Source organism: Saccharibacillus qingshengii (assembly GCF_013185195.1).
Classification (GTDB): Bacteria; Bacillota; Bacilli; order Paenibacillales; family Paenibacillaceae; genus Saccharibacillus; species Saccharibacillus qingshengii.
This window is the reverse complement of sequence record NZ_JAAZWC010000005.1, coordinates 189,125-201,437: the sequence shown is the minus strand read 5'-3', so window position 1 is coordinate 201,437 and position 12,313 is coordinate 189,125. Positions and strand designations below refer to the sequence as shown.

Below are 12,313 nucleotides of genomic sequence, written 5' to 3'. Positions count from 1 at the left end.
GTCAACTTTTCGCAGCGGGCGAAACGGACGAGAGTACCGGTCTCGAAACCGATAAGGAGTGGAAATGCGTAATGGAATTTACAAAAATGCACGGACTGGGCAATGATTTTGTGATCGTATACGGGGAAAAAGAACTTCCGGCCAATGCGGCGGAGCAGGCTATCCGGGTATGCGACCGTTTCTTCGGCGTGGGAGCGGACGGTCTCGTCTATATTCTGCCTTCGGAAAAAGCGGACTTCATGATGCGGATCATGAACTCGGACGGATCGGAAGCCGAGCAGTGCGGGAACGCGATTCGCTGCGTCGCCAAATATGTCTACGACCATAAGCTCGCCGAAGGCGAGAGCCTTACGATCGAAACGATCGGTGCGGGGGTTCAGCCGCTGACGATTCAGGCCGAGAACGGCGCTGCGCAGACGGTACGCGTCGATATGGGAGCCCCGATTCTCGAAGGCGCCAAAATTCCGGTTGCGGTGGACGGCGAACCGATTGTCGACCAGCCGATCGAAGCGTTGGGCGAGAACTTCCGCTTTACTGCCGTATCCATGGGCAATCCGCACTGCGTCATCTATGTGGACGACGCGGTCAACTTCGACCTCGCCAAATGGGGACCGGTTCTGGAAAAGCATCCGCTGTTTCCCAAGAAAGTGAACGTCGAATTTGCGACGGTAAACAGTCCGGAGCAGATCGACATGCGCGTTTGGGAGCGCGGGGCGGGACCCACTCTGGCCTGCGGAACCGGCGCCTGCGCGACGCTCGTTTCTTCCGTTCTGAACGGACTCAGCGGACGCGAAGCGACGGTCTCGCTCAAGGGCGGCGATCTGTTCATCGAATGGAACGAATCCGACAACCATGTCTACATGACCGGCCCGGCGGCGTTTGTCTACACGGGCAAACTGACCGACTAACCGATAAATAGGCGAATCCCAATTCACAGACCGCACAAACGCGGAGCAGCCGTCTTTGCTTTTCAAGGTGAGGAGAGAAAAGCAAAGACCAAGCGCCGCGGATCTGCGGTTTTTTGCTTTGTTTGCGGTGCCATGGAGGACGCAAAGAAACGCTTTTCCGGTCAAGGAAAAGCGTCTTGGTATCGCGGTTTATGCGTAAAAGCGGAAGCGTCAAAGTTTGAGCGGCCGGAGCTTCGCTTCGATTTCGGCGCGGCGGGGTTCGAGGAAAGAAGGCAGACCGAGCTTTTCGCCCAGCGATTCCAGCGGTTCGTCAATATCGAATCCCGGGGTATCGGTCGAAAGCTCGAACAGAATCCCGTTCGGTTCGCGGAAATACAAAGCGCGGAAATAGTCGCGATCGACCCGGCCGGAATTGGGCAGACCGCTCGCCGCGATCCGATCGATCCATTTGGCATATTCGTCTTCGTTCGGGATCCGGAACGCGACATGGTGGGCGCCTCCGCGGCCCAACCGGAATTTCGGCAGGTCCGGACGGGCTTCCAGATGCACTTCCGCCCCCGAACCCCCTTCGCCGGTCGCAAAGACTTCAAGATCCGCAAAGTCGCCTGCGGGAGACGGATAGGTACCGACTTTGCGGAAGCCCATCAATTGAGTCAGGACCAAGGCGGTAGGTTTGGGATCGGCGACCGTCAGCGTAACGGGCCCCAAGCCGACGATCGCGTGTTCCAGCGGAATCCCTTCCGCATGCCAGGGCTGCCCCGGAGCGACGCCGGTTTCGCCGTCGTCCGCGACCAGAATCAGGCGGGTTCCTTCGAAATCTTCAAAAGGAAGAACGGCGCGGTTCGCCCGGCTGCCGATCTCCCCGTGGGCAATGCCGAGCGAGTCGAAACGGGCGGCCCAGAATTCGAGCGAGGCGGACGAGGGCACGCGAAGCGAAGTGGACGAAATGCTCGATACCCCCTGATAAGAGGGGCCGATTCCCGGATAATCGAAATACGTAATCTCCGTACCGGGATTGGCTGCGGCATCGCCGTAGAACAGATGATAAGACGTCGTGTTATCCTGATTGACGGATTTTTTGACCAGACGCATTCCGAGTACCCGTGTGAAAAAATCGAAATTGTTCTCGGCTTTGCCGGTCATCAGCGAGACATGGTGCTGTCCGAGCAGCTGCATAGTGAACCTCTCCTTATTAAATAAGTCGCAATAAAAATCGTCAAATTACTATTTATATTAAAGTTGCTTTATTAATTTCAGTATATATCTTGAATTGAAGATAGTCAAGCTTCAAATCGGAATTTGCAAACCGGTGCGATCCCCCTTGTTTCGGTTTGCATAATCCATTAAAATAAGGTAACGGATGTGATGACGATGTCTTACAGCATGACCGGATACGGTCAATCCGCCATCCAGCAGAGCGGATACAAAATTCAATTTGAGGTCAAGTCCGTCAATCATCGCTACTGCGAAGTCGTACTGCGGATGCCCCGGGAATGGAACGGTTTTGAGGAAGGTCTCCGGCGGCTCGTACAGCAGCATATGAGGCGTGGACGGATTGATGTGTACATCACGAGGGAAAGCGAATCGCAGGGGAACGCGATGACGCTCAACCGTGCGGCGGCGGAATCTTATATCCGTGCCGCACGCGAGTTGGAACAAGCTTACGGCATTGACGGACGTCTGGGCGCGGCGGAAATTCTGTCGCTGCCGGACGTCATGATTCCCGCGGCCGCGCCGCTTGAACCCAGCGATAGTACGGATTGGGAACAGGTGCTTCAGCAGGGTCTCGGGTTGGCGCTTGCGGAGATTGTAGCGATGCGGGGGTCGGAAGGTACGTATCTGGCCCGCGACTGCCGCCTGAGGCTTGAGAATTTGCAGGCCGCCCATCAAGAACTTGTCCGGCTGGCTCCTCTGGTGGTCGAAGACTACCGGACCAAACTGCGTCAGCGTCTCGCCGAGCTGCAGGACGGAAGTTTTGCACTGGACGAGCAGCGGCTCGGTATGGAGGTGGCCCTTTTTGCCGACCGCTGCAGTATCGATGAAGAACTGGCGAGGTTGGGCAGTCATTTCGTCCAATGTTCGGAACTGCTGGGCAGCACCGAACCCAAAGGACGCAAACTGGATTTCTTGATTCAGGAAATGAATAGAGAGGTCAATACGATCGGCTCGAAGGCGAATCATTTGGCGCTCGGAGGCCATGTCGTCGAGATGAAGGCGGAGCTCGAGAAAATGCGCGAGCAGGCCGCCAATCTCGAATAACGGCCGGGCGCCTAGTACCCTTTCAACTCTTAATTATAGGTTTACGTTTTCCTGAAATCACAATTCCGTCGGAGACTTCGTACACGCTTCAAGTACGAAATCTCAGGGGAACGTAACCGTACCTTTAGTGTTGACAAGGTACTAGTCCGACTTACAGAAAAAGAACCGAACTTAGATTAGGGGGAAAACCTGGACATGGCAATCAAGCTCATCAATATCGGCTTCGGGAACATTGTATCGGCCAACCGAATCATTTCCATCGTAAGCCCGGAATCCGCTCCGATCAAGCGGATCATTCAGGAGGCGCGGGACAGGCACATGCTCATCGACGCAACGTATGGCCGCAGAACGCGCGCCGTCATCATTACCGACAGCGACCACGTCATTCTTTCGGCCGTACAGCCGGAGACGGTTGCCCACCGCCTGTCGACCAAAGATGACGATAACGACGAATAAATGGAGAGAACTATGTCTAAAGGGTTATTGATTGTATTGTCCGGACCATCGGGAGTCGGAAAAGGTACCGTATGCAGCGCACTTCGCAAAAGATTGCCGGGACTCGTGTATTCGGTTTCGGCGACAACCCGCTCGCCCCGTGCGGGCGAGCAGCACGGCGTCAATTATTTTTTCAAAAGCCAGGAAGAATTCCGCAGCATGATCGCGGGCGACCAACTGCTCGAATATGCGCAGTATGTGGACAACTTCTACGGTACCCCGCGTGATTTCGTCGAACAGACGATCGAAGCGGGGAACGATATTATTTTGGAAATCGAAGTGCAGGGAGCGCTCAAAGTCAAGCAGACGTTCCCGGACGGCGTATTCATTTTCCTGACGCCGCCTTCGATCGAAGAACTGAAAGACCGGATTGTCGGCCGCGGAACGGAGACGGAATCGGTGATTCATAACCGCTTGTCGGTGGCCGAAGAAGAGATTGCTCTGATGCGTCATTACGATTATTCGGTCGTCAATGACGAAGTCGACAAAGCCTGCATGCGGATCGAATCGATCATCGTGGCGGAACACTGCCGGATCGTCAAGTAGGCTGCTTTTTTACAACCAGATTGCCGGAGAACCGGACCGTTTCTTCGAAGCCGCGCTTGCGCGATCCGAAGGAGCACAGAGAGGACGATAAATATGTTGTATCCTTCCATCGATAAAATCATGACCAAAGTAGACAGTAAGTATTCCCTGGTAGTCGCGGCGAGCAGACGGGCCAGACAGCTGCGCGAAGGCTCGGAATCGGATATGCCGAACCCGAGATCGCACAAACAGGTCGGCGTAGCTCTCGAAGAAATCTATAACGACTACCTCAAAATCGAAGCGCGCGACGAAAACGAAGTGGTCGAAGAACAAAAAGGCAAGCGGAACCTGTAAGGTTCCCTGCTGCGAGATCCGGCGGCTCCGGCCGACCCTACAGATTGAAATAAATCGCAAGGCTCCATCTTTAACAACCGATAAGGTTGTTATTTTTTTTCAGAAGGAGGAATAAGGCATGTTAAACGGAAAAAAAATTCTGCTCGGCGTAACCGGTGGCATTGCGGCTTACAAAGCCGCGACGCTGTGCAGTCAGCTGGTCAAAGCGGGAGCGGAAGTTCAGGTCATCATGACGCAGTCGGCGCAGGAGTTTATTCCGGCGCTGACGCTGCAGGTATTGACGCACAGTCCGGTGCATACGGACACTTTTGAAGAACGCAATCCGAAAGTCGTGAATCATATCGACCTGGCGGATTGGGCCGACCTGGTTCTGATTGCGCCGGCAACGGCGAACAGTATCGCCAAGCTGGCACACGGACTTGCCGACGATATGCTGTCCACTACGCTGCTTGCGGTAACGGCTCCGGTGATGGTCGCTCCGGCGATGAACGTGCATATGTATACGCATCCCGCCGTTGTAAGCAATATGCAGACCCTGACAGACCGCGGCGTCATGATGATCGAGCCGGGGGACGGAATGCTCGCCTGCGGATATGTCGGCAAAGGACGCCTGGAAGAACCGGAGACGATCGTAGAAGTGCTGCGGCAGTTTTTTGCGTCGCGCGAAGCGGACAGCCTGGCGTCGTCGACAGCGGCTGCGGGTTCTCCCGGGGCTTCGGAACCTGCCTTTTCGGATCCCGGTCCCGAACCGTTCTTCGCGGCGCCCGATGCAGGGGAGATTGGGGGAGAAACGCTGTTTGCAACCGCGGGAGGCGCTTCGGAACTTGGCCTTGCGGGCAGCGGAGCGACTGCTGCTTCATCATCCAAACCGGCCGAGCCCAACGGTCCTTTGGCAGGGCGGAAAGTGGTTGTGACGGCAGGAGGAACGATCGAGCGCATCGATCCGGTCCGCTATATCACCAACGACTCCTCCGGTAAAATGGGAGCCGCGTTGGCTCAGGCCGCACGCGATCTGGGAGCCGATGTCAAGCTGATCGCGGGCAAAGTGCAGATTCCGCTGCCGACGGGCGTGGATATCGTCCGGATCGAGTCGGCGGAAGATATGTACGAAGCCTGCCTGGGCGAGTGGCCCGATACCGACATGCTGATTATGGCCGCGGCCGTAGCCGATTATCGCCCGAAATCGAGCGCGCGGCAAAAAATCAAAAAAAGCGAAGAAAAAATGGCGCTTGAACTGGTCAAAACCGTCGATGTGCTGCAAACGCTGGGTGCGCAAAAAGAGCATCAGTTCCTGATCGGGTTTGCCGCGGAAACGCACGATCTCAAGACATATGCCGCGGAGAAGCTCCAGCGCAAAAATTGCGATATGCTGGTTGCCAACGATGTGACCCGTTCGGGAGCAGGTTTCGGTTCAGATACGAATATCGTGCATTTGTTCGGGCCCGAAGGCCTGATCGCCGACCTGCCGAAACTGTCCAAATACGAAGCGGCCCGAGAAATTCTGCTCGAGGCTTCGCGCCGTATGGGGCAGGGAGCCGTGCGATGAATTTCGCGCGGGTGATTGTGGACGTTCCGGTGCGGGCGGTCAGCCGACCGTTCGACTACCGGATTCCGCCGGAAATGCAGGAATGGATCGCAGTCGGCAGCCGGGTCGGCGTGCCGTTCGGCGGACGTACCGTACAAGGGTTTGTGGTGGGATTGTCGGATGAGAGCGAATATAAACACGGACGTATCAAAGCGATCCGCGAACTGCTTGACTTGGTGCCTCCGCTGCCGGAGGATCTGGTCGAGCTTGGAAGCTGGATTGCGGACAAATACGCCTGTCATAAATCGACGGCGCTTCAGCTTATGATTCCCGCCGCGCTCAAAGGCAAAGCCGAGCGTTTTATTCATGCGGTCCGGAAGCCGGAAGGCGAAGAAGAAGAGCAGGAGATCGGGCGTTTGATCGAAGAACTGCCGGAAGACGGCGGCGAATTGTCGCTGTTCGGCGGATCTTCTGCGGTCGATGTGTCTTCGGCCCAGGAAATTCTAGAATACGTCAGAAACCGGGGACAGGTCAAAGCCGAACAGCTCCGGCAGAGTTTCCCCGGACGTGAAAAAGCCGTGCAGGCGCTCATCAAGGGCGGCCTGCTGTTTGAAAGCCAGGAAATCCGCGACCGAATGGGCCGCAAAACGGTCAAAACCGTTGTGGTGAACGTCGATGCGCAGCGGGCCGCCGAAGAGCTGGAGCATTTCCCGGCCCGCGCCAAAAAGCAAAAAGAAGTTTTTGCTTTTCTGGTAGAGCTCGGAATTCCGATGGCGCAAAAAGAAGTGCTGAGCGTGCTTGGCGTCACGGCGAGCGCGATCAAGTCGCTGGAAGACAAAGGGCTGGTGCGTGTGGAAGACGTAGAGGTCTTTCGCGATCCGTACGAAGGGCGCAACTTCAAACCAAGTATCGCGCCCAAGCTGACCGACGAACAGCAGGTGGTCTACGATGCCGTCATGCAGCGGCTGAATGCCCGCAGAGAAGGCGTCTTCCTGCTGCACGGCATCACCGGCAGCGGCAAGACGGAGGTGTATCTGCAGTCGATCGAACGCTGCATTGCGCAGCAGCGCCAGGCGATCGTACTGGTACCCGAAATCTCGCTGACTCCCCAGATGGTGGAGCGGTTCAAGAGCCGATTCGGCTCCAAAGTCGCCGTGATGCACAGCCGGTTGTCCGGCGGGGAACGGTACGATGAATGGCGCAAGATTCGCGAAGGCCGGGTACAGGTAGCGATCGGAGCGCGTTCGGCTATTTTTGCCCCGTTCAAAGACATCGGTCTGATCGTGATGGACGAAGAACACGAATCTTCATACAAGCAGGAAGAAAGCCCCAAATATCATGCGCGAAATGTAGCCGTCAAAAGAGCCGAGCAGCATAATGCCGTCGTCATTCTCGGTTCGGCGACCCCGTCGCTTGAGACGTATCATGCGGCCCGCTCGCAAAGCGATCCGCATTTCTCTCCGATCCTGACCGAAATTTCGCTTCGTGCGCTGGGCAGTTCGCTGCCGGGCGTCAACATTATCGATATGCGGGAAGAATTGAAGGAAGGCAATCGTTCCATGTTCAGCCGGGATCTGCACAAAGCGATCGAGCAGCGGCTTGAACGCGGAGAGCAGACGGTTCTGCTGCTCAATCGGCGCGGCTATTCGACCTTCGTCATGTGCCGTACATGCGGTTATGTGGCGGAATGTCCGAACTGCGATATCTCGCTGACGTATCACCAACGTTCCAACAACCTGCGCTGCCATTACTGCGGCCACGCCGAGACGGTTCCCGAGACTTGTCCGGAATGCGGAAGCGAGCATATCCGCTATTTCGGGACGGGTACCCAGCGGGTCGAAGAAGAACTGGCCAAGCTTTTCCCGGCGATCCGTGTCGTGCGGATGGATGTGGATACGACAAGCGAGAAAGGCTCCCACGAGAAGCTGCTGCAGAAATTCCGCGACAAAAAAGCGGATGTGCTGCTCGGTACGCAGATGGTCGCAAAAGGGCTGGATTTCCCGGATGTGACGTTGGTGGGTGTAATCGCCGCGGATTCGGCTCTGAACCTGCCCGACTTTCGCGCCGGCGAAAAAACGTTCCAGCTGCTGACCCAGGTAGCCGGCCGGGCCGGGCGGCATCATCTGCCGGGCGAAGTGTTTATCCAGTCCTACAATCCGGAGCATTATTCGATCATCCATGCTTCGAAGCACGATTACCATTCTTTTGTGCGCGAAGAACTGGGGCACCGGAGAAAACTCGGATATCCGCCGTACTGCCGGTTGATCCTGGTTACTTTTTCGCATGAGCAGCTTCCGGTCGTCGTCCGTATGGCCGAGAATTATGCAGCGATGGTCAAAGAGAAAGCGCAGGCCCGGGGATGGTTGGCCCGAATGGACAAATTGGCTCCGAACGTACTGGACCTGCTGGGTCCTATCGCGTCGCCGATCCCCCGGATCAAAAATAGATACCGGTTTCAATGTATGATAAAATGGCGTGGAGAAATGGACGCTGCCCTGTTGGCGCGGGAAATCGCGGATGAACTGGAAGATACGGCGAAAGAGCAGGAGCTGCTGATCAGCATCGACGTAGATCCCCAGGTCATGATGTGACGCGGTCCTCCGCGTCTTTTTCATGGACGGACAGCAGCTGCAGCGGCTAATACAGGTTCGAGGAAGGTGCTAGGCAATGGCTATTCGATTGATTGTAACGGAGCCCGACGAGGTTCTGCACAAAAAAGCAAAAGAAGTCACGAAAATAACGCCCAACGTGCAAAAGCTGGTCGGAGATATGGCGGACACGATGTACGATGCGCAGGGCGTCGGATTGGCGGCCCCGCAGGTCGGCATTCTAAAGCGGATTATCGTGATCGATATCGGGGACGAAAACGGCCTGATCGGCATGATCAACCCCGAAATCGTGGAGCGCGAAGGCGAACAGTTCGGCCCGGAAGGCTGCTTGAGTATTCCTGGCCTGAACGGCGATGTTCGGCGGTCCATGACGGTGACGGTCAAAGGCCTGAACCGGGACGGAGAAGAGTTCACCGTAACGGGAAGCGGGCTGCTGGCCCGTGCGTTCCAGCATGAGATCGACCATCTGGACGGGGTGCTGTTTACGGATGTGGCGGAAAATATTTATGAACCGGGCCAGGAAAGTGCGGCAAAGGAGTGAATGAAATGAAAAGAATCGTATTTATGGGAACCCCGCAGTTTGCGGTATCGTGTCTGGAGGCGCTGCTGGAGAGCGAATGCAATGTGGTGGCGGTCGTCACCCAGCCGGATCGTCCTCAGGGTCGGAAAAAGGTGCTGACTCCATCGCCCGTCAAAGAAGCGGCGCTCAAGCTTCACCTGCCGGTTCTGCAGCCGGAACGGATGCGCAGCAAGGAAGCGGTCGAAGAATTGGCTTCGTTCCATCCCGATCTGATCGTGACGGCGGCTTACGGCCAGATTCTGCCGAAGTCGCTGCTGGAAATTCCGGAACTCGGCTGCGTCAATGTGCACGGCTCGCTGCTTCCGGCTTACCGGGGCGGAGCTCCGATTCAGCGTGCGATCATCAACGGCGAGCCCAAGACCGGCATTACGCTCATGTATATGGCGGAAGGCCTGGATACGGGCGATATGATCGCAAAAACGGAAATCGAGATTACGGACGAAGATACTTCCGGTACCTTGTTCGAGAAAATGGGCGAAGCCGGAGCTGCGTTGTTGAAAAAAGAACTGCCGCGTCTGCTCGAAAGCCGCGTTCAAGCACAGCCGCAGAATGAAGAGCTGGCTTCTTACGCGCCGAATCTGACCCGCGACGACGAACGAATCGACTGGACGCGTTCGCCGCGCGACATATTCAACCAGGTGCGGGGATTGTCTCCTTTTTCCGGCGGGTATACGCTGTGGAACGAGGAAGTATTCAAAGTCTGGGAAATCGAACGTCCGGAAGAAAACGGCCCCGAAGCGGGAGCCGCTCCGGGAACGGTGCTTGATATTAATCATAAAGCAATCGTCGTAGCTTGCGGAGGAGGCGCGGTGCGCCTGACGAAGGTACAGCCGGCCGGCAAAAAAGCGATGCCGGTGTCCGACTTTGTCCGCGGTACGGCGATGCAGGCGGGGACGGTGCTCGGATGAGCGAAGAAAAAGGGAACGGGAAACGTACGGAAAACCAAGGGATCCGCATGTTTGGAGGCGGAACCAAACCTTCGGGCGGTTTCGATCCGAACAAACCGGCCGAACGGCCAAAAGCGTCCGACAGCAAAAAGCCGACGGACCGCAAAAAAAGCGGAGACCGCAAAAAAGCGAGTGAACTCGGCCGGAATGCAAGCGGAGCAACCAAACGGATCGCGGCCAAAAATGGAGGGGTCTCCAAGAGCGGCGGAGCGGCCAAATCTTCCGGCACGTCAAAACCCGTCGGTACGTCAAAAACCACCTCTCCTTCGGGCCGCACAGCGGGAGGCCGACCGGCTTCCAAGCCGCAGAATGCGCCGACGGCGGCTAAGCCGTTCAAAGCCGCCGCCGATTCGAAATCCGCAGGATCGTCCGAAATCGGCCGATCCGCATCTTCCGCCAACCCTCCGGCGAAGACGGAGCACCGCAGCCGGCCGACAAGCGCATCCGAACGGATTGCGGCCAAGAAAGAGCCGATTTCCGCGCAGCGGCCGCCTGCCGCTTCGCAAGAGCGCGGGAAGAGTAGTGCTCCCGCTCCGGCCAAGGGCTCAGCCCCAAGCGGAGGGTTTCAGCCGCGCAGACGCAAGGTCCAGTTGACGGCGCGCGAAGTTGCACTTAATGTACTGACCGGTGTCGAGGAGAATAATGCCTACAGCAATCTGCTGCTGAACCGTTCGCTCCAGCAGGCGGAGCTAAGCCCGGCCGATGCGGGGCTTGCCACGGAGCTGGTCTACGGAACGATCGCCCGCCAGGCGACGCTGGATTACTTCCTGAATCTCTTCATCAAGAGCGGGGTCAAACGCCTGAATCCCTGGGTGCGCAGCCTCGTGCGAATGTCGCTGTACCAAATCCGCTATCTGGACCGGATTCCGGCCCATGCGGCGGTGAACGAAGCGGTAGAGATTGCCAAGAAAAGAGGACATGCCGGGATTTCTTCGATGATCAACGGCGTGCTGCGCAGCGTGCTGCGCGAAGGCGAAACTTTGTCTATTCCGGATGATCTGCCTACGGCCGAGCGTATCGCGCTGCAGCATTCGCATCCGCAGTGGCTCGTCGAACGCTGGATTGTCCAATACGGCGAAGAAACGGCGGAAGCGATCTGCGCGTCGAACAACGAAGCGCCGAAGACGAGTATACGCGTCAATACGCTGAGAATGAACCGCGACGAACTGCTGCGCGAACTGGAAACCGAAGGCCGAAGCGTCCGCGCTTCCGAGCTTGCGGAGCAGGGTGTTATCGTCGAAAGCGGAGGCAACATGGCGAACGACCATCTGTACCGCGACGGCCGCTTCAGTATTCAGGACGAAAGCTCTATGCTCGTAGCCGAAGCGCTGGCGCCGGAGCCGGGCATGAGTGTGCTCGACTGCTGCGCCGCACCGGGCGGCAAGACGGCCCATATCGCCGAGAAGATGGGTAACCGGGGCCGTATTGTCGCCAACGATCTGCACGAGCACAAACAGGGCTTGATCGCCGAGCAGGCGGAGCGGCTTGGTCTGACTTGTATCGAGACGAGTGTCGGCGATGCCATGTCGCTCAAAGATCGCTTCGAGCCGGCCTCTTTTGACCGTGTGCTGCTAGATGCACCGTGCTCGGGCTTCGGCGTCATCCGGCGCAAGCCCGATCTGCGCTGGGCGAAGACGCCGGAGGATACGGCTTCCATCGCGAAACTGCAGCGGCAGATGTTGGCCGCTGTGGCCGGACTGGTCAAGCCGGGAGGCATTCTCGTATACAGTACATGTACGATTGAGCGGGAAGAAAATCAGCGTGCGGTTGCGGAGTTCCTGCGCGATCATGCGGAGTTTGTCGACGAACCTTTCGAAGCGGCTGCTCTGAACGATTTGCCTCAGGCAGGCGGAGCGGGTGTACAAATTCTGCCGAACCAGTTCGGCTCGGACGGATTCTATATCGCCAGACTGCGCCGCAGAGGATAATTTCAAGCGAAGAAGGATAACCTGAACACAAGGGGAAAGCTGTTCGTCCACCGTATATCGCTTCTCCGAACGGTCCCGGCCTTTTGTTTTTTATCTCATTTGCGCACGAATCGGCTGTCATTTTCCGATAACAGAGAGGAACCTCTGCCGAAGCCCGAACCGGGCCGGAAGGGGTTCCTCTTT

The 12,313-nt window shown here is 57.0% G+C and carries 11 protein-coding genes; 10 read left to right on the top strand and 1 reads right to left on the bottom strand.

Annotated elements, in window-relative coordinates:
• Nucleotides 1-71 precede the first annotated feature (71 nt).
• Nucleotides 72-908 (top strand): diaminopimelate epimerase, encoded by an 837-nt coding sequence (dapF, locus tag HRQ60_RS06750; RefSeq protein ID WP_172194873.1) that lies wholly within the window; start codon nt 72-74, stop codon nt 906-908.
• A 210-nt stretch (nt 909-1,118) separates the two neighbouring features.
• Here the strand turns inward: dapF and HRQ60_RS06745 are convergent, their stop codons facing one another.
• Nucleotides 1,119-2,084 carry a ring-cleaving dioxygenase gene (locus tag HRQ60_RS06745; protein ID WP_172194872.1) on the bottom strand — a complete coding sequence of 322 codons (966 nt, stop codon included), beginning with the start codon at nt 2,082-2,084 and terminating at the stop codon, nt 1,119-1,121.
• A gap of 195 nt (nt 2,085-2,279) precedes the next feature.
• Between HRQ60_RS06745 and HRQ60_RS06740 the strand changes: the two genes are divergently transcribed.
• The 9 genes from HRQ60_RS06740 (at nt 2,280) to rsmB (ending at nt 12,130) form a co-directional block, all read left to right on the top strand.
• Nucleotides 2,280-3,167, top strand: a complete 888-nt coding sequence (locus tag HRQ60_RS06740; protein ID WP_172194871.1) for a YicC/YloC family endoribonuclease — start codon at nt 2,280-2,282, stop codon at nt 3,165-3,167.
• Nucleotides 3,168-3,362: 195 nt separating this feature from the next.
• Nucleotides 3,363-3,623 (top strand): extracellular matrix/biofilm regulator RemA, encoded by a 261-nt coding sequence (gene remA, locus HRQ60_RS06735; protein ID WP_005548256.1) that lies wholly within the window; start codon nt 3,363-3,365, stop codon nt 3,621-3,623.
• 12 nt (nt 3,624-3,635) lie between these two features.
• Nucleotides 3,636-4,208, top strand: a complete 573-nt coding sequence (gene gmk, locus HRQ60_RS06730; protein ID WP_172194870.1) for a guanylate kinase — start codon at nt 3,636-3,638, stop codon at nt 4,206-4,208.
• 93 nt (nt 4,209-4,301) lie between these two features.
• A complete protein-coding gene (rpoZ, locus tag HRQ60_RS06725; RefSeq protein WP_141446123.1) occupies nt 4,302-4,541 on the top strand; it encodes a DNA-directed RNA polymerase subunit omega in 240 nt (79 codons plus the stop codon).
• Nucleotides 4,542-4,659: 118 nt separating this feature from the next.
• A complete protein-coding gene (coaBC, locus tag HRQ60_RS06720) occupies nt 4,660-6,087 on the top strand; it encodes a bifunctional phosphopantothenoylcysteine decarboxylase/phosphopantothenate--cysteine ligase CoaBC (protein WP_172194869.1) in 1,428 nt (475 codons plus the stop codon).
• A complete protein-coding gene (priA, locus tag HRQ60_RS06715; protein WP_172194868.1) occupies nt 6,084-8,657 on the top strand; it encodes a primosomal protein N' in 2,574 nt (857 codons plus the stop codon). Before coaBC ends, priA begins: the two co-directional genes overlap by 4 nt.
• Nucleotides 8,658-8,733: 76 nt before the next feature.
• Nucleotides 8,734-9,216, top strand: coding sequence for a peptide deformylase (def, locus tag HRQ60_RS06710; RefSeq protein ID WP_172194867.1), 483 nt, complete (start codon nt 8,734-8,736; stop codon nt 9,214-9,216).
• Between the two features lie 5 nt (nt 9,217-9,221).
• Nucleotides 9,222-10,163 carry a methionyl-tRNA formyltransferase gene (fmt, locus tag HRQ60_RS06705; RefSeq protein ID WP_172194866.1) on the top strand — a complete coding sequence of 314 codons (942 nt, stop codon included), beginning with the start codon at nt 9,222-9,224 and terminating at the stop codon, nt 10,161-10,163.
• A 629-nt stretch (nt 10,164-10,792) separates the two neighbouring features.
• Nucleotides 10,793-12,130: a 16S rRNA (cytosine(967)-C(5))-methyltransferase RsmB gene (gene rsmB, locus HRQ60_RS06700; protein WP_246281196.1), complete on the top strand. Its 1,338-nt coding sequence runs from the start codon at nt 10,793-10,795 to the stop codon at nt 12,128-12,130.
• The last annotated feature ends 183 nt before the right edge of the window (nt 12,131-12,313 follow it).

Bases quoted from the DNA above. Each gene is read 5' to 3' on its own strand.
- dapF (WP_172194873.1), top strand. From the start codon at position 72: ATGGAATTTACAAAAATGCACGGACTGGGCAATGATTTTGTGATCGTA.
- HRQ60_RS06745 (WP_172194872.1), bottom strand. From the start codon at position 2,084: ATGCAGCTGCTCGGACAGCACCATGTCTCGCTGATGACCGGCAAAGCC.
- HRQ60_RS06740 (WP_172194871.1), top strand. From the start codon at position 2,280: ATGTCTTACAGCATGACCGGATACGGTCAATCCGCCATCCAGCAGAGC.
- remA (WP_005548256.1), top strand. From the start codon at position 3,363: ATGGCAATCAAGCTCATCAATATCGGCTTCGGGAACATTGTATCGGCC.
- gmk (WP_172194870.1), top strand. From the start codon at position 3,636: ATGTCTAAAGGGTTATTGATTGTATTGTCCGGACCATCGGGAGTCGGA.
- rpoZ (WP_141446123.1), top strand. From the start codon at position 4,302: ATGTTGTATCCTTCCATCGATAAAATCATGACCAAAGTAGACAGTAAG.
- coaBC (WP_172194869.1), top strand. From the start codon at position 4,660: ATGTTAAACGGAAAAAAAATTCTGCTCGGCGTAACCGGTGGCATTGCG.
- priA (WP_172194868.1), top strand. From the start codon at position 6,084: ATGAATTTCGCGCGGGTGATTGTGGACGTTCCGGTGCGGGCGGTCAGC.
- def (WP_172194867.1), top strand. From the start codon at position 8,734: ATGGCTATTCGATTGATTGTAACGGAGCCCGACGAGGTTCTGCACAAA.
- fmt (WP_172194866.1), top strand. From the start codon at position 9,222: ATGAAAAGAATCGTATTTATGGGAACCCCGCAGTTTGCGGTATCGTGT.